Source organism: Gammaproteobacteria bacterium (assembly GCA_013817245.1).
Lineage (GTDB): Bacteria > Pseudomonadota > Gammaproteobacteria > HTCC5015 > HTCC5015 > JACDDA01.
The window spans coordinates 211,737-233,761 of record JACDDA010000001.1; the positions used below are offsets into that span (position 1 = coordinate 211,737).

General features: G+C 43.9%; 20 protein-coding genes. 10 read left to right on the plus strand and 10 right to left on the minus strand.

Annotated features, from left to right (window positions below):
• Window positions 1-8: 8 nt before the first annotated feature.
• Genes waaF through H0W44_01130 form a run of 5 tightly spaced genes read right to left on the minus strand, consistent with a single transcriptional unit; the run spans window position 9 to window position 5,261 of the window.
• Entirely contained in the window at window positions 9-1,052 is a 1,044-nt protein-coding gene (waaF, locus tag H0W44_01110) for a lipopolysaccharide heptosyltransferase II (protein ID MBA3581029.1), read from the minus strand.
• Window positions 1,053-1,058: 6 nt separating this feature from the next.
• Window positions 1,059-2,009, minus strand: a complete 951-nt coding sequence (rfaD, locus tag H0W44_01115) for an ADP-glyceromanno-heptose 6-epimerase (protein ID MBA3581030.1) — start codon at window positions 2,007-2,009, stop codon at window positions 1,059-1,061.
• A gap of 1 nt (window position 2,010) precedes the next feature.
• Window positions 2,011-3,438, minus strand: a complete 1,428-nt coding sequence (gene hldE / locus H0W44_01120) for a bifunctional D-glycero-beta-D-manno-heptose-7-phosphate kinase/D-glycero-beta-D-manno-heptose 1-phosphate adenylyltransferase HldE (protein MBA3581031.1) — start codon at window positions 3,436-3,438, stop codon at window positions 2,011-2,013.
• A gap of 9 nt (window positions 3,439-3,447) precedes the next feature.
• The gene (locus H0W44_01125; GenBank protein ID MBA3581032.1) at window positions 3,448-4,491 is read right to left on the minus strand and encodes a glycosyltransferase; all 1,044 of its coding nucleotides are present in this window, start codon (window positions 4,489-4,491) and stop codon (window positions 3,448-3,450) included.
• Window positions 4,491-5,261 (minus strand): glycosyltransferase family 2 protein, encoded by a 771-nt coding sequence (locus tag H0W44_01130; GenBank protein ID MBA3581033.1) that lies wholly within the window; start codon window positions 5,259-5,261, stop codon window positions 4,491-4,493. The genes H0W44_01125 and H0W44_01130 overlap by 1 nt, the downstream gene beginning before the upstream one ends.
• A 104-nt stretch (window positions 5,262-5,365) precedes the next feature.
• Between H0W44_01130 and H0W44_01135 the strand changes: the two genes are divergently transcribed.
• Window positions 5,366-6,469 (plus strand): glycosyltransferase, encoded by a 1,104-nt coding sequence (locus tag H0W44_01135; GenBank protein ID MBA3581034.1) that lies wholly within the window; start codon window positions 5,366-5,368, stop codon window positions 6,467-6,469.
• Here the strand turns inward: H0W44_01135 and H0W44_01140 are convergent.
• The 3 genes from H0W44_01140 to glnE form a co-directional block, all read right to left on the minus strand.
• A complete protein-coding gene (locus tag H0W44_01140; GenBank protein ID MBA3581035.1) occupies window positions 6,433-7,806 on the minus strand; it encodes an O-antigen ligase family protein in 1,374 nt (457 codons plus the stop codon). The two genes, H0W44_01135 and H0W44_01140, sit on opposite strands and share 37 nt — an antisense overlap.
• A gap of 78 nt (window positions 7,807-7,884) precedes the next feature.
• Window positions 7,885-8,808: a branched-chain amino acid transaminase gene (locus H0W44_01145; GenBank protein ID MBA3581036.1), complete on the minus strand. Its 924-nt coding sequence runs from the start codon at window positions 8,806-8,808 to the stop codon at window positions 7,885-7,887.
• 74 nt (window positions 8,809-8,882) lie between these two features.
• Window positions 8,883-11,810, minus strand: coding sequence for a bifunctional [glutamate--ammonia ligase]-adenylyl-L-tyrosine phosphorylase/[glutamate--ammonia-ligase] adenylyltransferase (gene glnE, locus H0W44_01150; GenBank protein MBA3581037.1), 2,928 nt, complete (start codon window positions 11,808-11,810; stop codon window positions 8,883-8,885).
• Window positions 11,811-11,935: 125 nt separating this feature from the next.
• On the opposite strand from glnE, the gene H0W44_01155 reads away from it, so the two are divergent.
• From H0W44_01155 to H0W44_01180, 6 genes are all read left to right on the plus strand, one after another.
• Window positions 11,936-12,988: a Fe(3+) ABC transporter substrate-binding protein gene (locus H0W44_01155; GenBank protein ID MBA3581038.1), complete on the plus strand. Its 1,053-nt coding sequence runs from the start codon at window positions 11,936-11,938 to the stop codon at window positions 12,986-12,988.
• Between the two features lie 21 nt (window positions 12,989-13,009).
• On the plus strand, window positions 13,010-14,713 hold the full coding sequence (locus tag H0W44_01160; GenBank protein ID MBA3581039.1) for an iron ABC transporter permease: 1,704 nt from the start codon (window positions 13,010-13,012) through the stop codon (window positions 14,711-14,713).
• 16 nt (window positions 14,714-14,729) lie between these two features.
• Window positions 14,730-15,797 carry an ABC transporter ATP-binding protein gene (locus H0W44_01165; GenBank protein MBA3581040.1) on the plus strand — a complete coding sequence of 356 codons (1,068 nt, stop codon included), beginning with the start codon at window positions 14,730-14,732 and terminating at the stop codon, window positions 15,795-15,797.
• Window positions 15,798-15,911: 114 nt separating this feature from the next.
• Entirely contained in the window at window positions 15,912-16,448 is a 537-nt protein-coding gene (locus H0W44_01170) for a phosphatase PAP2 family protein (GenBank protein MBA3581041.1), read from the plus strand.
• Between the two features lie 17 nt (window positions 16,449-16,465).
• On the plus strand, window positions 16,466-17,668 hold the full coding sequence (locus H0W44_01175; GenBank protein ID MBA3581042.1) for a glycosyltransferase: 1,203 nt from the start codon (window positions 16,466-16,468) through the stop codon (window positions 17,666-17,668).
• A gap of 85 nt (window positions 17,669-17,753) precedes the next feature.
• A complete protein-coding gene (locus H0W44_01180; GenBank protein MBA3581043.1) occupies window positions 17,754-18,125 on the plus strand; it encodes a diacylglycerol kinase in 372 nt (123 codons plus the stop codon).
• 81 nt (window positions 18,126-18,206) lie between these two features.
• Here H0W44_01180 and groL read toward each other — a convergent pair whose 3' ends face one another.
• Window positions 18,207-19,841, minus strand: a complete 1,635-nt coding sequence (gene groL, locus H0W44_01185; GenBank protein MBA3581044.1) for a chaperonin GroEL — start codon at window positions 19,839-19,841, stop codon at window positions 18,207-18,209.
• A 27-nt stretch (window positions 19,842-19,868) separates the two neighbouring features.
• Window positions 19,869-20,159, minus strand: coding sequence for a co-chaperone GroES (gene groES / locus H0W44_01190; GenBank protein ID MBA3581045.1), 291 nt, complete (start codon window positions 20,157-20,159; stop codon window positions 19,869-19,871).
• Window positions 20,160-20,360: 201 nt separating this feature from the next.
• Here groES and H0W44_01195 point away from each other — a divergent pair, with 201 nt between their 5' ends.
• From H0W44_01195 to H0W44_01205, 3 genes are read left to right on the plus strand one after another with little or no spacing between them, the layout of a single operon-like run.
• A complete protein-coding gene (locus H0W44_01195) occupies window positions 20,361-20,711 on the plus strand; it encodes a divalent-cation tolerance protein CutA (GenBank protein MBA3581046.1) in 351 nt (116 codons plus the stop codon).
• Complete coding sequence (locus tag H0W44_01200) at window positions 20,684-21,301, plus strand: protein-disulfide reductase DsbD N-terminal domain-containing protein (GenBank protein ID MBA3581047.1); 618 nt, start codon at window positions 20,684-20,686, stop codon at window positions 21,299-21,301. Before H0W44_01195 ends, H0W44_01200 begins: the two co-directional genes overlap by 28 nt.
• The gene (locus H0W44_01205; GenBank protein ID MBA3581048.1) at window positions 21,301-21,915 is read left to right on the plus strand and encodes a TlpA family protein disulfide reductase; all 615 of its coding nucleotides are present in this window, start codon (window positions 21,301-21,303) and stop codon (window positions 21,913-21,915) included. Before H0W44_01200 ends, H0W44_01205 begins: the two co-directional genes overlap by 1 nt.
• Window positions 21,916-22,025: the final 110 nt, after the last annotated feature.

The window sequence follows — 22,025 nt, forward strand, 5'->3', positions numbered from 1 at the left end:
GCTGGTATTTATTTGGTATTTATTTGGGCGCGGATTTTTTGGATGCGCTGCGCGACGTCGGCGGCTGAAATTTCTCGTAGACAATTATAATGACCTAATGGACAGTGACGTTCAAAACACGGGCTGCAACTTAAACCTTGGTACATTATTTCTGCGTGATGACTCAAAGGCGGCGTAAATGTCGGACTCGACGAACCATAAATGGCTACTACCGGCACATTCACCGCAGCCGCAATATGCATTAAGCCTGAATCATTACTGACTACAACTTGCGCACTCGCTAATAAATCAATTACATCTTCTAAGCGCGTTTCGCCGCATAAATTCCGCACGCTAGTAATATTTGCCAGATCGACAATCATCTGACCTGCAGGTTTATCTTTTGTCGAACCTAAAATCCACGTTTGATAACCTTGCACCGCTAATTGCTGCGCGAGTTCTGCAAAATATTCAAGTGGCCATTGTTTAGCTGGACCATATTCTGCACCGGGCATCATTGCAACAATCGGTTTTTTGCTATTTAAATTTAATCGTTGCAATAAAAGCTGCTGATTATCAAGATCAATACGTAGCCGCGGTTGTGGAATCATAAAAGCTGTGGCGGCGTCCGTTCGCGATAATCCTAAGGCGACAAAACGTTTAACAGTTTGGTTTAAATGTTGACGATCTAACACGCGCCTATCATTTAATAAACCCCAGCGTAACTCACTATTAAAACCAATGCGTTGCGGCACACGCGCAAACCAAGGTACCAATGCCGCTTTAAATGAACGCGGCAATGTAATCGCATGCGTGTACTGCTCCGCGCGCAATTGTTTGCCTAACCGCCAACGTTTCATTAAAGCCAACTCACCATGAGCCGCTGCTAACGTCCAACTGTTTCGCACTTCTGGCATGCGCGCCAATAACGCAACTGACCAAGCAGGCGCTACCACATCAATAATACAATCAGGATTTTGTTGTTTTAAACTTATAAATAACGCTTGCGCCATTACCATATCACCCACCCATGCAGGGCCAATGACAAGATAACGTTTAATGATATTACTCATATGTGACTAAGGTTGTGGATTCAAAAAATCCATATATAAAGGTACCGCTTCTTCTACCGTCATAAACTGATCCTGATAACCTGCTTCGTACAACAAGCTCATATCTGCTTCAGTAAAACTTTGATACCGACCTTTTAAATGTTCCGGAAAAGGCATGTATTGAATTTCGCCATTACCATGATAAGCACGTACCGCATGCGCAACATCATTAAAAGTTTGGCTATGACCAGTGCCGCAATTAAATACGCCAGACACTTGCGGATTTTGCATAAACCATAAATTTACTTTAATAACGTCAGCTACATAAATAAAATCACGTCGTTGTTCGCCATCGTCATAACCATCGGAGCCTTCAAACAAACGCATCGCACCCGTATCATGCAACTGTTTGTCAAAATGATAAGCGACACTGGCCATCGAACCTTTATGTTGTTCACGCGGGCCATACACATTGAAATAACGCAAACCTACAATTTGTGCAGGAGCTTCGACTAAACGCGCGCGCACATATTGATCAAATAAAAATTTTGAGTAGCCGTACACATTTAATGGTTTTTCAAACTGACGCTCTTCTTTAAAAACTGCGCTGCCACCATATACTGCAGCTGACGAGGCATAAATAAAAGGCACGTCTTTCGCCATACAAAAATGTAATAACTCTTTTGAATACGCATAATTGTTTTCCATCATGTAACGACCATTCCATTCCGTGGTCGAAGAACACGCCCCTTGATGAAAAATCGCGTCAATGGGTTCGCCGTCAAACTCACCCACTTGCAGGCGATTTAAAAAATCTGCGCTATCAAGATAATCCGCAATTTCACAATCGGCTAAATTAAAAAACTTAGTCCCGTCTTGCAAATCATCAACCACAATAACATCCGTACGACCTTGTTCATTTAGCGCTTTTACTAAATTGCTGCCAATAAAACCTGCGCCGCCCGTTACAATAATCATCTCACATGCTCTTCTGAATGGATTCAATAATCCCGCTGGTCGAACAGCCGTCAATAAAACCTAATACAATAACGTCGCCACCTCTTGCATGCACACTTTCTGCGCCAGCGATTTGTTCAACTTTATAATCGCCGCCTTTCACCAAAACATCCGGCTGCAATTTTTCAATGATGCGTGCAGGTGTGTCTTCAGAAAAGGGTACTACCCAATCGACGCTTTCTAAAGCACTTAATACAATCATACGCTGCGCCACTGCATTCACTGGACGTTGCGGGCCTTTCAGACGCTTTACTGATTCATCACTATTAACGGCGACAATCAAACGATCACCCAACGCACGAGCTTGCGCTAAATAAGCCACATGCCCTGCATGCAAAATATCAAAACAACCATTTGTCATAACAATGCGTTCACCGCTGGCGCGCGCGCGCGCTAACAACGCTAACAACGCATCTTCTTGCACGACGCCGCGTTGCAATGGTTCATGCGCTAACATCGCTAATTGTAATTCGCGTAAGTTCGCCGTTGCAGTACCTAATTTAGCCACGACTACGCCTGCAGCTAAATTGGATAAAGCGGTGGCATCAGCCCATTCCATTTTCGCCGCTATCCCTGCAGCCAATACTGCAATCACGGTATCACCGGCGCCGGTCACATCAAACACTTCGCGCGCATGCGTAGGTAATAATAAAGGCTGTTGATTTTTACGAAATAAAGCCATGCCTTTTTCACTGCGCGTAATTAATAAAGCGTCTAAGTTTAAAGACTGACGCAATTGTTCGGCTTTTTGAATGAGTGTCGCTTCATCCACACACACACCGACAACCGCTTCAAATTCAGATTGATTCGGCGTGATCACGCTGGCATTTTTATAACGCGAAAAATCTGTACCTTTAGGATCAATTAACACGGCTTTGCCTGCAGCACGCGCGCGCGCGATTAAATCCGCCACATCAAGCAAGGTACCTTTGCCATAATCCGACAAAATCACCGCATCACATTGACTCAAGGCTTCATCATATGCGTGTACTAAGTTGGCATACTCTGCATTAGCAAAACCATCTTCAAAATCCATGCGAATTAATTGTTGTTGGCGACTAACAATGCGTAATTTGGTAATGGTTGCATGCTGCGCCGTAGTTAATAACTGACACTGCACCGCACGTTGTTCTAATTGTGTCCGTAAAATCTGCGCGGATTCATCAGCGCCGACCCAACCGAGCACCGTGGTTTGGCCTAATAAAGAAGCAATATTTAACGCGACGTTTGCAGCACCGCCGGGACGATCTTCAATGCGATCAACTTTAACAATAGGCACTGGCGCCTCGGGGGAAATTCGTGATGTAGGACCGTACCAATAACGATCTAACATCACGTCGCCGATCACTAAAACGCGCGTTTGACTAAAATCAGGAATATGAATTTTCATAAGTAATTATTACTGCAAACATTGACGATATAAAGCATGGTAGCACTCAGCTACTGTCACGGGTAGATAAGAACCTAAACTTTGCGTGCCTTCTTTCGCCAAACACTGAGCGAACTGTTTATCCTGCGATAATCTGTCGATAGCGTTCACTAGTTCAAGAGCGCTGCCAGCGGTAATTAATAAGCCATTTTTTTCATGGCGGATTAAATCCGGTATTCCGCCGGTGCGAGCCGCAATAATGGGTTTGTTGAGTTTCATCACATCTAATAAAGTGGATCCGAAACCTTCCTGCAAAGACGGAAATATAAAGACGTCAAACACCGAGATCCACGTACTCACTTCTCGCGTAAAGCCCACTAATTCTACGTTAGTTAAATGATATTCTTGAATTTTATTTTCTAAATAAATTCGATCGGCGCCTTCGCCTACCAAGACAAAATGTAATGTTGGTTTTGTTTCAGCGGCTTTTTTTGCAGCTTCAATAATAATACGCTGGCCTTTTTCCGAACTTAAAGCGCCGACATGTCCTATAATATAGTGACCAGCATATTTTTTTTGTAACTGCACTTGTAATTCAAGGTTCAGCGGAATGTCAGAAACCATATCCGGAATATGGCGCACGGTTTTTGCCGGCATATATTCTTCTAAAATCCGTGCAACTACCGAAGAGACCGCGCTCATTGCAATTGAGCTCCGATACACGGCTTTGGTAAACATATTATTTTTAGGTTGGTTCAATACTCGGCGCGTAATAATATAAGGAATGTTATAAATAATTTTATATAAAAATGCCCACTGCGCCGCTTTCGCTTCATGTGCGTGCAATAAATCAGGTCGCCAAGCGCGCAATCTGGTTAATCGCAAGAAATAAGGTTGCTTGATTTTAATTCGTTGCAAATTAGCTACGTCTTTCAATTCATTCCACAAAGGCGAATCTTGACGCGCAACCAGGGCTTGCATGACATTCATCGCGGCCAAGGCTTGAATTAATAATGCCGTTTGACGTTCGCCACCCCGAAAACCGCGCGCTAGATTAATATGCGCAATCCGCATTAACGACGTTTCTCTGACGACGGTTGTTGTTGATAAACATATATTTTCATATATTTAAAAAATACGCCGTTAGCATCAGCAACTGCAATCACTAAACCTCGCCAGCCGGCTAAAAAACCTAATTTTAAAACATAGCTTTTTAAAAATGCAGCGAGGCTGCGCAATACAATAATAAATGGACGATAACTTCGCTTGCTGGTTTGGCGCCGAATTTCCGAATAACGATTAATTTTAATTAAAAACTGACCCAACTCATCAACCGCAGCATGCTGCAAGACACCTTCAAATGTGCGCACTACCGCAGGTGAATTGAGCCATACTTTTTCATGCACGGGCGCATCATCAAACCCATAACGCACGCGATGAAATAAACGAATTAAACGGTCATTTCCCCAACCACCTACCCGCACGGGCTTACCCATAAACCAATTTTCACGCAAAATTTTTGCAACATGATTATCCGGCGTATCTAGCGGCCATTGCGTAAGCTCATCGGCTAAAGCAGGTGTAATACGTTCATCGGCATCAATACAAAATACCCAACTATTATTCGCTAAACTCACTGCATGATTTTTAGTCGGACCAAAACCTTGAAAGATACCTTGATAAACTTTAACGTTAGGATAACTGCGCGCAATAATTAAAGTATCATCGTTAGAACCGTTGTCAAAAATTACCACTTCAGCGAAGGGTCGCAAAGATTCCAAACAAGCCGCTAGCGTTGTTTGCGCATTTTTTGTAATAATCACGGCAGTGATGTGCTCAATCATGAAGCTCTCCTATTTCATTGTATTGCAACCGATGCATGCGGTTGCACACACGAGCTTTTGCCAAATAACGCCCAACGCATTTGGGCCACTAAGGAACTAACATTATGACACTTCGCGTACTAGCTGTGACTTCACACAGCGATTTACCCGAAACCCATACCTTCATTGGCTTACATCAAGCGGGGATTGCCATTGAAGTAATATCACATCCTGAGGCTCCACATATCAGCAAGCTCTATAAAGCAGGCGTCCCCGTCACGGAACTTAATATCAAGGGTCGTTATGATCGACACGCTATTAAGCTGATTCGCGACCACCTGTTGACGCAACAACCGCATATTTTGCACGTTTTTAATAACAATGCTACATCCAATGGATTGCTTGCTGCGAAAGGTATTAATGTGCGCATCATTGCGTATCGCGGCATTGTCGGCAACGTGAGTTTTTTCAGTCCCGCTTCATGGACGACCTATCTACACCCACGCATTCATAAAGTCATCTGCGTCGCAGAAGCTATTCGTCACTATTTTCTTAACATGTCTTTTCTCGGTTATCACTTACCAGCAGACAAATTCGTTACCTTATATAAGGGTCACGATCTTGCGTGGTACCAAATACCCATTGCTGACTTAGGTGAGTTTAATTTACCCGAGGACGCATTTGTCGTGGGTTCCGTGGCCAATATGCGGCCACGCAAAGGTATTCCGGTGTTGATTGATAGCTTGCGTTATATTCCGCGCAGCGCGAATGTGCATTTATTATTAGTTGGCAAAATGGAAGATCCGAGCTTACAAAAACATATTAAAGCGAGCGGTCAGGCGGATCGAATTCATCTTGCGGGTTTTCGTCGTGATGCGCCGCAAATGATGGGCGCATGTCATGCGTCAGTATTGCCCGCTTTAAAACGTGAAGGTTTACCAAAAGCGGTCATTGAAGCCATGGCTTATGCAACACCCTGCATCGTTACCGATTCGGGTGGTAGCCCAGAATTAATCGAACATAATGTCAGTGGTCTAGTAGTACAGTCCGGTAATGCACGCGCTATCGCAGCAGCGATTCAACAATTAGCCGCAAATCGAACCCTTGCTAAAAAAATGGGTCTTGCAGGACAACAACGGATAGCCGAACATTTTCATATCAATACTACTATTAGCAAGACGCTTGTGTTGTATCAGACTTTAGTCGCATCTGATTCGGTGCTTAAGTAATAGCTGATTAACGCTAAATAAAATGTATAGGTGCCGATAGGAATAGTCCGCGCAAAAATGGCCTCCGTTAAACCAAATATCATATATCCCAAAACCACCACCAAACCGGCGAACGCTACGCCTTGATGCTCCCACGATTTTTGTCGATAACGCCAAAATATAAAAGCGGGCACTACAAACACCGCCAATAAAACGATTAAACCCAGCAAGCCTCGACTCGCCATCACAAATAAATATTCATTATGCGGGTGACTAAAATGACCAATACGTTTGTTAATCAAACCTTGATCCGCAGCAACCGCCGCCCGCTCCGCATACACACCAACGCCGACACCATGAAGAGGTGATTCTTTAAAGAGTGACCATGCAAACCGCCACATTTCAATTCGCATACCCACAGAGGTGGCAGTTGTACCGGGTTGATAAGTTTCAACTTCATGAATGGCAAGTTCCACCCGTTTTACTACGGATAGCGATGGCAGCGTTACCACCAGCAACAAACCAATGCTCAACATAGCGATGATCGCATTACGTTGCCAACGTGCAAACCAATTCCAAGACATCCAGATACCTAAACCTAATAACACGGGAATGGCTAACCACGCACCACGTGAACCAGATAAAAAACTGGCGGACACACCCATTAACACACTCACTAAAGGTAACCAACGTAACAATCGCACGCCACGATGCGTATGTTGTTTGTACTGAGAAAAATAAGGCCACGCGCCTAATGCCATTACGCCTATCATTAGCGATAAATCACCAAATAAAATCGCATGCGTCGCGCCTTGCGCGCGAATTTGTCCGAGGAATTGTAAATAGTTTTGATAACTAGTGGTTTGCAATATCGTCGTGAGCTCTTGTTGATATTTAAAAAACACTTGATAGATTGCAACCTCGGTCAAAACAAACGGCGCCAACACAATCGGCCACCACAACCACGCACGACTTGGCTTAATCTGCCACCATAAAATCGCCAACGGTACAAAAGCTAAAAAACGCAAGAAACGACTTAATTCACGTCTGCCTTGTTGCGCGGGCTCGCCTAAAATAAAAGCCAAAATAGCCACACTTACAAAAGCCAATAAGGCGAACGCGATCCAACGTTGTTGTTTAGATAAACGCGGTGAGGACTGTGGATATGAAGCAAGCCAGCACAAAAAACCCATTATTGAACCCAGCAATAAACACGTACTAGCAGCTGACTTTACTAACACCACGCCGAAAGGAAAAAATGCCAACAATACCAAAGCACACATACGAAACTTTTCGCTGGCTACCAATCGCTGCATAGCATTTAGGTTTATATCTTGTGCATTCATCACGTTATTCATTCATCATCACTCAACATACAAACGGCCGCTATCCGCGGCCGCTGTTTTTTTATCGATATATCTCTCGTTCGTTAATCGCTAAATGTAATTCAACCATTGCGCATGTTGCTCGCGACGACCTGTTACATGATCAAAATACAAAGCTTGCAACTGCAAGGTAATCGGCCCAGGGCGACCAATACCAATCACGCGATTATCCAGCTCACGAATAGGCGTTACTTCTGCGGCTGTGCCGGTAAAAAAAGCTTCATCGGCAATATAAACTTCATCGCGCGTAATGCGTTTTTCCTGTACTTCCAAACCTTGTTCGCGTGCTAACTGCATAATGGTCGCGCGCGTAATGCCATCTAAACAGGACGTTAATTCGGGCGTATACAAAATGCCATTGCGGACAATAAAAATATTTTCGCTACTACCTTCCGCTACATATCCTTCTGTATCTAATAACAAGGCTTCATCAAAACCTTGTTGCGATACTTCCGTTAACGCCAACATGGAGTTCATATAACTACCATTTGATTTAGCTTTGCACATATTCACGTTGACATGATGACGACTATAAGACGAGGTCTTAATGCGTATGCCTTTTTCTAAACTTTCGGGACCCAAATAAGCGCCCCAATGCCACGCCGCAATCGCGACATGAACTTGTAAATTTTTTGCACGTAAACCCATACCTTCTGAACCATAAAAACAAATAGGCCGAATATAGGCAGACGCTAATTTATTTGCACGTACAACTTCTTTTTGTGCTTCATTTAATGTGGCTTGATCATAGGGCATAGCCATTTGCAAAATTTTGGCAGAATTAAATAAACGCTGCGTATGTTCTGCTAAACGAAAAATTGATGTGCCTTGGCTGGTTTCATAAGCACGCAAACCTTCGATCACACCCAAACCATAATGCAAGGTATGCGTCAGCACATGCACCTTGGCATCGCGCCACGGAATTAATTTACCATCAAACCAAATCCAACCATCACGGTCAGCCATCGTACTCATCGTTGTCATATCAGTTCACGTCTTCTGGTTACAAGTTGCTATAAACAGCTGCGTAGCCGCAGCAAACATTCTTTCTACGTTTCCATCCAGCGCTGCCAATAACGCGCAACACCTTCTACCACTGCACGCAATGCGGGCGATAATTCCGCCAGTACCGCATTTTCACCTTGTAATGCTTGACGGTGAATATGGCCCCGCAATTCACGATAAGCATCGGTCAAAAATGCAGCATCCGCTGTTTCAATTAAGCCAGCTTCAGCAAACGATTCCAGTAAGCGGATATTGTCAGGAAAGCGCGTTAATTCGGGGTGATCGGCCGACCACGCCAGAACGCCGTATTGCACCATAAATTCAATATCAGCGATACCACCTCTATCCTGTTTCAAGTCAAATTCGTCGTTTTTACTTTTACTTAAACTCTGTCGCATGCGCTCGCGCATTTCTTGCACCTCGACGCGCAAGATCGCCACATCACGTCTACGCATAAGGATCTCGCGACGAATCTGTGCAAACATTTCCGCTAACGCCGGATCACCCGCTACCCAACGCGCTCGGACTAATGCTTGATACTCCCACGTCCAGGCTTTTTCACGCTGATATTGTGCAAAACCGGTAATGGATGGCACCAGCACTCCGGCCTGCCCGTCGGGACGCAAACGTAAATCTACTTCGTACAACACACCCGCCACGGTGGTAGTGCCGACGCTATGCATAATCCGTTGCGCGAGTCGCGCAAAAAACACGGCATTATCGACACTGCGCTCACCTTGCGTTACTTGTTCTTCGCCCACGCTGTTATGAATAAACACGATGTCTAAATCCGAACCATAACCCAGTTCGATGCCGCCTAATTTACCGTATGCAATAATTCCCATACCCGGCGTTATCAATTGGCCGGCAAGATGAGCGCTGGGTTTGCCCCATTTTTGAGTAACGTCTTGCCACGCTTGACGATATACCTCATCTAAAATAACTTCAGCAAGCCACGTTAATTGATCGGACACGCGCATCAACGGCAACGCTTCGGTTACGTCCATCGCAGCGACATGCAAAATTTGTTCGTGTTTAAAGTGTCGCAAACCATCAAGCTGACGTTCTTGATCATCAGGCTCGGCTTGCAAAAGTTCATGCACTCGCGTGCTAAGTTGTTGCGCCATTTGTTCACGACGTGGTGCTTGATATAACTGTCGGCTATCTAACAAACCATCTAACAACAATGGATGTTGAATAATATAATCCGCTAGCCACTGACTCACACTGAACAATCGCGCTAATTGTTGCAAAGCTTGCGGATACTCAAGCAACAAGGACATATATACGGAACGCTGCGCAACCGCTTGCAGTAATTGCAATAAACGTAGCAAGGTAATATCGGGCGCAGTACTTTGTGTTGCAACATTAATCATCGCCGGCAATACACGTTCAAAACGTTCACGCGCAATTGCGCTCATGCCTAACACGACTCGACTCGTGACTAAATCACGCAGACGTTGATAAATATCCGCAGGATTGATAAACCCTGCGTGACTTAACGCATTTAAAGCGTGCTCGTGTTGCATTCGACCATCAGCCAAATCTAACCAGTGTGTTGTTATTGTATCAACCGATGGTGACGCACTCGTGCTTGCGCCGTGATCGGCACCTAACACCACGCGGGTAAAAATAGTATGCACATTCTCGCGGTGCTGATTTAGCTGTAAGAGGAACTCCTCCCATGTCGAAAAATTCATCGCATAATATAGACGGGTTTTTTCCACTGATTTTAACGGCAAACTATGTACCTGTTGATCATTCACCATTTGCAAGCGATTCTCTGTATGTCGCAGAAACACATATGCATTTAATAATTGCTCTGCATCAGTGGTCGTTAGGCTTTGATTAGCCAACAACACACCAATAACTTTTTGAATTGATCGCACTTGCAAAGCCGGTTCACGACCGCCACGAATTAATTGAAACGCCTGCCCGGTAAATTCCACTTCACGAATGCCACCTGCGCCTAATTTCACATTATCTTCTAAACCTTTACGCGCAACTTCGCGCATGATCATGTCTTTCATTTCGCGTAATGCGGCAAACGCGCCGTAATCTAAATAACGACGATAAACAAAAGGGCGCAATAAAATATGCAATGCTTGTTGATGCGCAGCTGTGCCCGTAATAGGACGCGCTTTAATCATCGCGTAACGTTCCCAATCACGCCCATGCAATTGGTAATACGATTCCAATGCGTCAAAATGCATCACTAAAGGGCCGGCTTCGCCCCACGGTCGCAGTCGCATATCGACTCGAAACACAAAACCATCCGCCGTAGTTTCATTTAAATATCGAATCAAACGTTGGCTTAATTGCACAAAAAAAGTTTGGTTATCAAGACTACGCTGATCCGGCGTTGCACACGTTTGACCCGTTTCAGGATAGGCAAAAATCAAATCAATATCAGACGAATAATTTAATTCACCGCCACCTAACTTGCCCATACCCAGAATGACCATGGATTGCGCTTCGCCATTTTCACTTTGCGGCACGCCCTGTTTAGCAATGCCTTCTTGCCATGCACGCGCATAAGCACATTGAATCGCTTGATCAGCCAAACGACTCAAAGCCGCTAAGGTTTCATCTAAATCTGCCCACCCTAATAAATCTCGACAGGCAATTCTGGCCATCGCCCACTGCCGAGCAATGCGTAATTGAGCCATAAAATTAACAGCGTCCAAATCTGAACTGGACGGATCAAACGCCAAAACATCTTCACTTACAGGGGTTTGCCAAGCCTGAATTAAAGCCAAAGCCTGTCCAGGATCTTTCACAAACGTCCGCGCTACAAAAGGACTGCACGTAAAGATGCGGCCTAAAATAGCTTTAAAATCAGTGACTTGCTGGTCTGAACCGATTAATAAAGAAACGGGAACGCGCACGCTTTGGGCTGCACAAGCAGCTTCAAAATCGCTTAATTGCTGCTCAGTCAATGGTGCTAATTCAGTCAAGTCTTGCCATTTCATATTTGAAATCATATGGAACTCTTATCAAGAATGTTTATCATTTGCATTTTAGAAGTGTCCTCTGCCCTATATAATGCTGCATAGTCCACCAAACACTTAACCTTTAATCTCAGGAAAAGATCATCATGCTACTCATTCGGTCTTATTTCGCATCCAGCATCCTGTTCTTATCTAGCATGGTCATTGTTGGCGGGTTGATGTTAAGCCAGCCCACCTTCGCCAAAGAGATTCAAGAAGTTAACGTTTACTCTTATCGCGCAGAAAATCTGATCAAACCTTTGTTGGATCAATTTACTCAAGAAACCGGTATTAAAGTCAATTTAGTCACCGGTAAAGCAGATGCTTTATTTCAGCGTTTACAAGCAGAAGGTCGTCATTCTCCTGCGGATCTTTTATTAACTACCGATGCGGGTCGTTTGTATCGCGCTAAAGAAGCCAATTTATTACAAGCTATTCAATCGCCATTATTAGAGAAACGTATTCCCGCACATTTGCGTGATGCCGATAACCAATGGTTCGGCTTATCGTATCGCGCACGCGTCATCATGTATAACAAAGCTAAAATTGATCCTAAAACGCTGCAACACTATAACGATCTCACGAAAAGCAGTTTAAAAAATAAACTGTGCATGCGTTCTTCTAGCAATATCTACAATCAATCATTACTCGCTTCTTTTATCGCGAATCAAGGCGCTGCCAAAGCCGAACAATGGGCGAAAGGCATTGTCATGAATCTAGCACACGATCCTAAAGGAAATGATGAAAGTCAGATTTCAGGCGTTGCGGTTGGTGAATGCGATGTGACTCTCGCCAATACTTATTACCTCGGTAACTGGTTAAGCAATTCACAAACTGCAAACTTAGCGCAACAGGTCGGCGTAATTTTTCCTGAGCAAGATGGTCGCGGTACGCATATTAACGTAAGCGGTGCAGGCATCACTCGTTATGCAAAAAACAAAACGGCAGCTTTAAAATTATTGGAATATATGGTGAGTGATAACGCTCAACATTGGTATGCAGAAGCGAATCATGAATATCCCGTTGTTAATGGCATTGAACCCAGCGCCATTGTTAAACAATGGGGTTATCCTTTTAAAACAGATACCTTACCATTGTCCAAGTTAGGCGAATTAAACGCTGAAGCCGTACGGATTTTTGATCGAGTCGGCTGGCAATAATTTTTGCCATCGCTACAGACAATGGCCTCACTTAGTTTTTTTCAACATTATCATCACCATATTCAGCGCTTGCAATATTCATTGCGCCGCAGCAGCTGGAGTTTAAGTGCGGTTTTTTTAGCATTATTAATTAGCTTACCCGTACTCACTTTATTATCTTATTTACTTCAACCTAACGCCCAAGTTTGGCAACACTTAGCGAGTACCGTGTTGCCAAAATATATTTACAACTCTTTGTGGTTAATGTTTGGCGTAGGCAGTTTGAGTTTAATAATAGGAATCAGCACGGCATGGTTAGTCAGTATGTGTCGTTTCCCAGGCCGTAATTATTTGCAATGGGCTTTATTATTGCCGATGGCTATTCCCGGTTACATTATTGCTTTTACGTATGCCGGCTTATTAGATCCGGCGGGCATCGTGCAAACACAGTTGCGTGATACCTTTGCATGGCAATACGGCGACTATTGGTTTCCAGAGATACGTTCCTTGTGGGGCGCGATTGTTATGTTGAGCTTAGTGCTTTATCCGTATGTGTATCTCACTGCGCGTGCTGCATTCTTAGAACAATCCATTTGTGTATTAGAAGTGAGTCGCACCCTCGGCTGCACGGCATGGCGCGCATTTTTTCGCATTGCCTTACCGCTTGCACGACCCGCTATTGTCGCCGGATTATTATTAGCGTTGATGGAGACGCTTGCCGATTTTGGTACCGTGGATTATTTTGGCGTACCTACTTTTACCACCGGGATTTTTCGTACGTGGTTTGGTTTAGGTGACGCTGCAGCTGCGGCTCAACTCGCGTGTGTATTAATGAGTTTCATTTTTATCTTGATTGTAGTTGAACGTATTTCACGTCAAGGCGCACGTTATCATCACACCAGCAGTCGTTATTCAGAACTGCCTGCTTATCATTTAAAAGGCGTATGGAAATTAACGGCTATTAGCATTTGTTTATTGCCGGTGTTATTAGGTTTTATTATTCCGGCTACGCAATTATTGCGCTGGTCATGGCAAACTTTTTCCAATGACGCGGAGTTTCATACATTAATTTTTAATAGTTTATGGTTAGCCAGCATCACGGCACTATTAGCCTTATTATTAGCTGCTGCGTTAGCCTACGGTCAACGCCTACATCCAAGCTTAATGGTGCGCGCTTCATTACGTTTCGCAGGCACTGGTTACGCAATGCCCGGCACTGTAATAGCAGTGGGCGTAATGATTTTAGCGGGAGCTTTTGATGCGCGGCTCGATACATTCTGGCAACAACTTTTTAACGAATACTCACCGATATTATTAAGCGGCACTTTTGTGGCGCTCATTTTTGCTTATCTTGTGCGTTTTTTATCCGTTTCACTAAGCACAGTAGAAGCAGGCTTAGGCAAAATAAAACCTAGCATGGATGATGCAGCACGCGCCTTAGGTCGACGCGCATTACCCACTTTATTAAACATCCACTTTCCACTCATGCGTGGCACACTGTTGACCGCATTGCTCATGGTATTTGTCGACGTTATGAAAGAATTACCGGCCACTTTAGTCATGCGGCCTTTTAATTTTAATACTTTAGCGGTACGCGCTTATGAATTAGCGAGCGAAGAACAACTTGCTGCCGCTGCGCCTGCCGGATTAGCCATTGTTGTAGCGGGCATTATTCCCGTTATTCTCATTAGTTATTCAATTCAACGTGCACGCCCCGGCACACACGCTAACAATATCACTCCTTAACAGTGACAAATATTTTATGACGAGTTTGCAAGTCGACCATTTATTTATTCGTTATCGCAACACGGAAGCTGTGCACGATTTATCATTCTCTTTACAAAGCGGTGAAATTGGTTGTTTACTCGGGCCTTCTGGCTGCGGTAAAACGACGACCTTACGCAGCATTGCAGGTTTTATCGAGCCTCATAGCGGCAATGTTTTATTAGACAACATCAGTGTTTCGCGACCCGGTTGGATGTTACCCACTGAACAACGTCGCATCGGCATGGTATTTCAAGATTTTGCTTTGTTTCCGCATTTAAATATTGCCGACAATATTGGTTTTGGCTTACACACTTTAACGAAGAACATGCGCCAACAACGCATTAATGAATTACTTGAACTCGTTGGCTTGCCACATTTATTACTTAAATATCCCCATGAACTATCCGGTGGCCAACAACAACGGATCGCTTTAGCACGCGCCATCGCACCTCGCCCGCATATTTTATTATTGGATGAACCGTTTTCTAGCATTGATATTGAATTACGTGAACAGTTAGCACGTGAGGTACGAAACATTATTAAGCAAGAAAGTATTACTGCTTTATTGGTGACGCATGATCAACTGGAAGCTTTTGCGGTCGCTGATCATATTGGCGTCATGCGTGCGGGGCGTTTGCATCAATGGGATACTGGTTATAACTTGTATCATGAACCTAACGATTTATTTGTAGCTGATTTTATCGGTCAAGGTACATTGGTTCCCGGCACCGTTTTAGAAAATAAACGCGTAGAAACTGAATTCGGCATATTTGGTTATAGCAAAACGCGTGAATCGCTGACCGCTGGCGATACAGTACACATTTTAGTCAGGCCTGACGACGTTATTCATGATGATCTCACACCTAAAATCATGGCGGTCGTCACGGAAAAAGCTTTTCGCGGCGCCGATTTTTTATACACCTTACGTCTGCCAACAGGTCAAGCACTCATGTGTCTTGCGCCCAGCCATCATAATCATGCCATCGGCGAAGCCATTGGCATTCGTTTAGAATTGGATCACTTAGTATTATTTAAAGGCGAGCCGCATTGTTCTGTTAGTTAATTGTTTAACCTCGTACTTTTAAAAAATAGCTGATTTGTCACGACGAAGTTATATAAGTGTCACTAAAATGACACATTAGAGATTTATGGTGGTCGCATGTTAACCAGACATTCCATGACCACGCATTGCAATCAATGGTTTGCTTATTGGGCCGCGCGCGAACTTGGTTTGTGTTTAAAATTAAATCATGGTTGCAACAAGCCGTTAATAAAACAATTCTTCTCCGTCATTAGTCGTCTCGGCAACGGCGTGTTCTGGTACAGTTTAATTTTAGTCTTGCCACTTATCTATGGCGTTGATGCATTAATGATTAGCGTGCAAATGACCATCAGCGGTTTAATTGGTTTAGCCATTTACAAATCCATCAAAGCCGTCACTTTGCGCGAACGCCCTTACTATTTGCATAGCAACATTCAACTCGGCACTGCACCTTTAGATCGTTATAGTTTTCCTTCTGGTCATACCTTGCACGCGTTCAACTTTACCTTAATCGCTATTTATCATTATCCAGAACTCAGTTTTTTGTTAATTCCTTTTATGTTGTTGGTCGCTGTATCGCGCGTGGTGCTCGGACTGCACTATCCAACCGATGTTATTTGCGGCGCAATACTCGGCAGCTTAGTAGCGGCGACTAGTTTGGTATTGGTATAAATTAATTTAGGAATGATATGCGTATTTTAATGATTTCTGACGTCTATTTCCCGCGTGTCAACGGTGTTTCTACTTCGATTCAAACTTTTCGCCAAGAATTAACTCAACGCGGTCATCGCGTCGATTTAATTGCACCCGCTTATCCTGCGCAATGGCAAGATGATGAACATACCCAACGCATACCGTCTCGATATTTATTTGTGGATCCTGAAGATCGCATTATCCACTATCGCAAACTCATGCAATTACTGCCGGATTTAAAACGCCAACATTACGATGTGGTTCATATTCAAACTCCTTTTATTGCGCATTATGCAGGCGTCAAATTAGCACGCGCATTACAAATACCGTGTATCGAAAGTTATCACACCTATTTCGAAGAATATTTATTTCATTATGTACCATGGCTCCCTAAAAATTGGATGCGTGCCGCAGCACGGTTTTTTACACGTAAACAATGCGCACAGCTAGACGCGTTAATAGTGCCTTCTTCAGCTATGCGTGATGCCTTATTTAATTATGGTATCGATACGGCGATGCACATTATTCCTACCGGCATACGCTTAGAACAATTTAAAGGTGGCGATGGCGCGCGCTTTCGCAACAAGCACAACATTCCTTTAGACCGACCCACCTTAGTGCATATCGGTCGTGTCGCACACGAAAAAAATATTGGCTTCGTGATTGAGTGCTTAGCCGAGATCAAAAGTAGCATACCGAATGTATTATTGGTTATTGCAGGCGAAGGTCCAGCTTTAAATGGTTTACGCAAACAAGCCCAACAACTCAAGCTCAGCGATAATATTAAATTTGTAGGTTATCTATCACGCGAACATGAATTATTAGATTGCTACAAAGCTGGCGATGTTTTTGTATTTGCATCTAAAACCGAAACCCAAGGTTTAGTATTATTAGAAGCGATGACATTAGGCGTACCCGTCGTATCAACTGCTTATATGGGCGCCAAAGATATTTTAGCAACTAGCCAAGGTGCATTGGTTGCAGAAGACTCTGTTACTGATTTTAGCCAAAAAGTATGCACGTTATTAAATGATGCGGCGTTACGCGCGCGTTTATCGGCGGAAGGTATTGAGTATGTTAAACAATGGTCAGCGGGCGCTATGGCAGAAACCTTATTAACATTTTATGGCCAACTCAAAAAACACCCTACTCTTTCTGCTCCTAATAATATCAACAGCAGTCCTGTAGACAATTTGTAATCCTGCAATCATTTATCAACGTGCAGTATTTTTTATGTTCTTCCGTTACACTAGCGACGCTGTAAATTTACGCTAGGAGTAAATAGTGAAACCCGGAAAAACAGGCATTGCACGCATCATTGATGCTACTCGTTATTCTTTTAATGGCATGCGCGCGTCATGGAAAACCGAATCTGCATTTCGGCAAGAAGTGTGTTTAACAGTGGTGTTAACGCCGTTAGCTTTTTGGTTAGGACAATCGCCAGTTGAATACGCATTATTAATTGGTAGTTGCTTAATCGTACTCACTACCGAATTACTTAATACTGCAGTCGAGATGGTCGTAGATCGAGTCGGTTCTGAATATCATGATCTCGCCGGCCGCGCTAAAGATGCGGGTTCTGCTGCGGTCTTCATGAGCTTGTTATTCACAACGGTTGTGTGGGGCGCTATTATTTATCAACGCTTTGCTGCATAAAATAATTCCGCGAAAATAATGAGCATAAAAAAAGCCCCGCATTGCGGGGCTTTTTATTATTCCAACTAATTTATAGTCAGCTTACATCATGCCGCCCATGCCACCCATGTCATGTCCGCCACCTGCCGGTTCATCTTTCTTCGGCATTTCAGCAACCATGCATTCAGTGGTAATCATCAAGCTTGCGATAGAGGCTGCATTTTGCAATGCACTACGAGTAACTTTGGTTGGATCCAAAATACCCATTTGAATCATATCGCCATATTCACCCGTCGCTGCGTTGTAACCATAGTTACCTTTGCCTGCAACCACAGCCGCTAAGACTACAGAAGCTTCTTCGCCTGCATTAGCAACGATTTGACGTAACGGTTCTTCCATCGCACGTAACAAAATTGCAACGCCGACGTCTTGCTCATGATTGTCGCCTTTAACCGTTTTAACTGCGTCACGCGCACGAATCAATGCAACACCACCACCAGGTACCACGCCTTCTTCAACGGCCGCACGCGTTGCATGCAACGCATCTTCAACACGCGCTTTCTTTTCTTTCATTTCAACTTCGGTAGCAGCGCCAACTTTGATTACTGCAACACCGCCGGCTAATTTAGCGACGCGTTCTTGCATTTTTTCTTTATCGTAATCAGAAGAAGATTCTTCGATCTGCGCGCGAATTTGTTTAACGCGTGATTCGATTTCAGCTTTTTTACCCGCGCCATCAATAACGGTGGTGTTTTCTTTGCTCACCGCAATTTTCTTAGCGCGACCTAAATCTTCTAAGGTTACTTTTTCTAATGACAAACCGATTTCTTCTGAAATCACGCGGCCACCCGTTAACACCGCGATGTCTTCTAACATAGCTTTACGACGATCACCAAAACCAGGCGCTTTAACTGCAACCACTTTGACAATACCGCGAATAGTATTAACAACTAAAGTTGCTAAGGCTTCGCCTTCAACATCTTCAGCAATAATTAATAAAGGTTTACCTGATTTAGCGACTTGTTCTAACAAAGGCAACATTTCGCGAATATTGGAAATCTTTTTGTCATACAACAAAATGAATGCGTCATCATGCTCAGAACTCATGCTGTCTTGATTGCTGACAAAATAAGGTGACAGATAACCACGATCAAACTGCATGCCTTCAACCACGTCGAGTTCATTTTGCAAACCTGAACCTTCTTCAACCGTGATCACGCCTTCTTTACCAACTTTATCCATTGCTTTAGCAATGATATCGCCGATATCTTTATCAGAATTCGCAGAAATCGTGCCCACTTGAGCAATTGCATTATTATCCGCGCAAGGCTTAGAAATTTTATGCAATTCTTCGACGGCTTTGATAACAGCTTTGTCGATACCGCGTTTCAAATCCATAGGATTCATGCCGGCTGCAACTGATTTCAAACCTTCACGCAAAATGGCTTGCGCTAATACGGTTGCGGTAGTGGTACCGTCACCTGCTATATCAGATGTTTGTGAAGCAACTTCCTTCACCATCTGGGCGCCCATATTTTCGAATCTATCTTTTAATTCAATTTCTTTAGCAACCGATACACCATCTTTAGTAATGGTCGGTGCGCCATAAGATTTTTCTAATACAACATTTCGTCCACGGGGACCTAAAGTTGCTTTTACAGCATCGGCTAATATGTTTACGCCACGCATCATGCGTTGGCGAGCGTCTTCACCAAAACGTACGTCTTTTGCACTCATTGTATTCGTTCCTCTACTTTAATCTGATTAAGCTTCAATGACGGCCATGATGTCGTCTTCACGCATCACTAATACTTCTTGGCCATCGACTTTGACTTCGGTGCCGGAATATTTACCGAACAACACTTTGTCTCCCACTTTCAGATCCAGGCGACGAATTTCACCATTTTCCAAAATTTTGCCATTACCCACGGCTAACACTTCGCCTTTAATGGGTTTTTCAGCAGCGGAGTCAGGAATGACGATGCCGCCTGGGCTGGTACGTTCTTCTTCGGTGCGCTTGATGATCACTCGATCATGCAATGGACGAATCTTCATGGGCATTCTCCATAAAATTACTGTTAACTTAATAAATTCAAAGACTTAAGAAAAATTGCCAAATTGCTATTAGCACTCCCCTTAAGAGAGTGCCAATCATAGTGGCGTTCCGCCAAATTTCAAGACAATTCCCATAAACTTGATTAATAAACCAGCAACTGAGGCTACAATTCAAAGCGGGTATTAAAAGGTGACAAAACGGTGATCAATCTAAACGATGCGAACACAAATGAATCAGCCGATTTATTAGTGTTAAGCAGTTGGCCAGATGCCATCCGAGCACGGCAAGCGGCGCAAATATTGATCGGGCAAAAACTCGCCGCCTGCGTTAATCTACTCCCGCCGATGCAAGCGTTTTATGAATGGCAAGGAGAATGGCAAGAAAGCCAGGAACAGCAAATGCTGATCAAAACTCGTCGCCAGTTATTTACGGCCGTAAAAAATTGCATTTTGGCTCATCACCCTTATGAACTACCCGAGATTATTGGCGTCCCAATTACCCACGGCTCAGAGGAATACCTTGCATGGCTATACACACAAACCGCTGGCTAATTAGCGCGCTGGCTTTAAGCTTTATCCTGACGTCGACGTTTCTTACGGCGGCAGATAAACCAAAAACATCCAAGGCCAATGGAAAAACATTAGACGATGTTATTGTGCAGGATGCCGAAGGCACTACTAAAGACAACATCCCTAATATGGACGTTATTAGCAAACCTCGTCCGGAAACTGAAAAATTTTATTTCCCCAAATACGAAGCATTTGGCGGCGGCAAAATCATGGATCCGCGCGCCGCATTTCCCATGCAAGTTTCCATGCGCAATGCCAATACCTTAGAAATTCGTTTTACACCTGCGCCCGATCACTATTTATATAGACAAGGTTTTGTATTTTTTGTCGATACACCCGGCGTGCGTTTAGGGGAAGCCGAGATGTCACCCGGCATTCATACCTATGACGAGTTTTATGGCGAGGTCGAGATTTACAGCCAGTTTTTAACTATCACCATTCCTGTTGATTACGGCAATAAATCTCGGCCGGGTGGTGCGCTGCAAATTCGGGTGCAAGCCCAAGGTTGTAATTCTAAAGAGGGTGTTTGTTATCAACCTTTCTCGCAAACTGCCATGGTCACGGTGTTTTAATGGCGCTGTCATTTAAACAAAAAACACTTTTTAGCATCCTCTGTTGCGCCGCTTTAGCGGCAGGCATTAGTTTTGCGATTTTGCTAAATAATGCGCCCAACGCGAATGCCGAGAAGCAAAATAGTCAAGTGCCAGCCGCAGCTCCCAAAGCGCCAAGCGCCAAAGCATTGTTAGGAACCCGTCGTCCTGATTTTGCCTTGCCAGATTTAGAGAACAAAATTCACCATATAAATGAATTTAATAACAAGGTAGTACTAGTGAATTTTTGGGCCACATGGTGCGGTCCTTGTCGCAAAGAAATTCCCGCCCTCATCAAGCTCAAAAAGGAACGTGCGCAACAACCCTTTGAAATTGTTAGCGTCGCGCTGGATCGAGCCGATTTAACCCGCGAAATGGTCAAGGAATACGGCATTAACTATCCCGTTTTATACGGTGGCGCCGATGCCGATGCCGTGAGTATCAGTTACGGCAACAACCAAGGGCTGCTTCCATATAGCGTGCTCATTAATGCGCAAGGTAATATTGTTTACACCCACGCTGGCGTGCTTTCTGCTGAGTTGCTGACTTCTTTATTTCAAGTGTTTTTACCCCAAAAGCCAACTCCTACCAACTAACTCTAAAAGATCGGCGATCTTCGGCGATCTTTACCTGTTTACAACATGCGTAGACTTCAGAGTTTGATTCATGCACAATAGCGTCTTATAAGTTTTTATGTAACACGATA

Bases quoted from the DNA above. Each gene is read 5' to 3' on its own strand.
- H0W44_01205 (MBA3581048.1), top strand. From the start codon at position 21,301: ATGGCGCTGTCATTTAAACAAAAAACACTTTTTAGCATCCTCTGTTGC.
- H0W44_01175 (MBA3581042.1), top strand. From the start codon at position 16,466: ATGCGTATTTTAATGATTTCTGACGTCTATTTCCCGCGTGTCAACGGT.
- H0W44_01130 (MBA3581033.1), bottom strand. From the start codon at position 5,261: ATGATTGAGCACATCACTGCCGTGATTATTACAAAAAATGCGCAAACA.
- H0W44_01170 (MBA3581041.1), top strand. From the start codon at position 15,912: ATGACCACGCATTGCAATCAATGGTTTGCTTATTGGGCCGCGCGCGAA.
- H0W44_01145 (MBA3581036.1), bottom strand. From the start codon at position 8,808: ATGAGTACGATGGCTGACCGTGATGGTTGGATTTGGTTTGATGGTAAA.
- rfaD (MBA3581030.1), bottom strand. From the start codon at position 2,009: ATGATTATTGTAACGGGCGGCGCAGGTTTTATTGGCAGCAATTTAGTA.
- H0W44_01135 (MBA3581034.1), top strand. From the start codon at position 5,366: ATGACACTTCGCGTACTAGCTGTGACTTCACACAGCGATTTACCCGAA.
- hldE (MBA3581031.1), bottom strand. From the start codon at position 3,438: ATGAAAATTCATATTCCTGATTTTAGTCAAACGCGCGTTTTAGTGATC.
- H0W44_01125 (MBA3581032.1), bottom strand. From the start codon at position 4,491: ATGCGGATTGCGCATATTAATCTAGCGCGCGGTTTTCGGGGTGGCGAA.
- groES (MBA3581045.1), bottom strand. From the start codon at position 20,159: ATGAAGATTCGTCCATTGCATGATCGAGTGATCATCAAGCGCACCGAA.
- glnE (MBA3581037.1), bottom strand. From the start codon at position 11,810: ATGAAATGGCAAGACTTGACTGAATTAGCACCATTGACTGAGCAGCAA.
- waaF (MBA3581029.1), bottom strand. From the start codon at position 1,052: ATGAGTAATATCATTAAACGTTATCTTGTCATTGGCCCTGCATGGGTG.
- H0W44_01140 (MBA3581035.1), bottom strand. From the start codon at position 7,806: ATGAATAACGTGATGAATGCACAAGATATAAACCTAAATGCTATGCAG.
- H0W44_01160 (MBA3581039.1), top strand. From the start codon at position 13,010: ATGGCCTCACTTAGTTTTTTTCAACATTATCATCACCATATTCAGCGC.
- groL (MBA3581044.1), bottom strand. From the start codon at position 19,841: ATGAGTGCAAAAGACGTACGTTTTGGTGAAGACGCTCGCCAACGCATG.
- H0W44_01200 (MBA3581047.1), top strand. From the start codon at position 20,684: ATGGCTATACACACAAACCGCTGGCTAATTAGCGCGCTGGCTTTAAGC.
- H0W44_01165 (MBA3581040.1), top strand. From the start codon at position 14,730: ATGACGAGTTTGCAAGTCGACCATTTATTTATTCGTTATCGCAACACG.
- H0W44_01155 (MBA3581038.1), top strand. From the start codon at position 11,936: ATGCTACTCATTCGGTCTTATTTCGCATCCAGCATCCTGTTCTTATCT.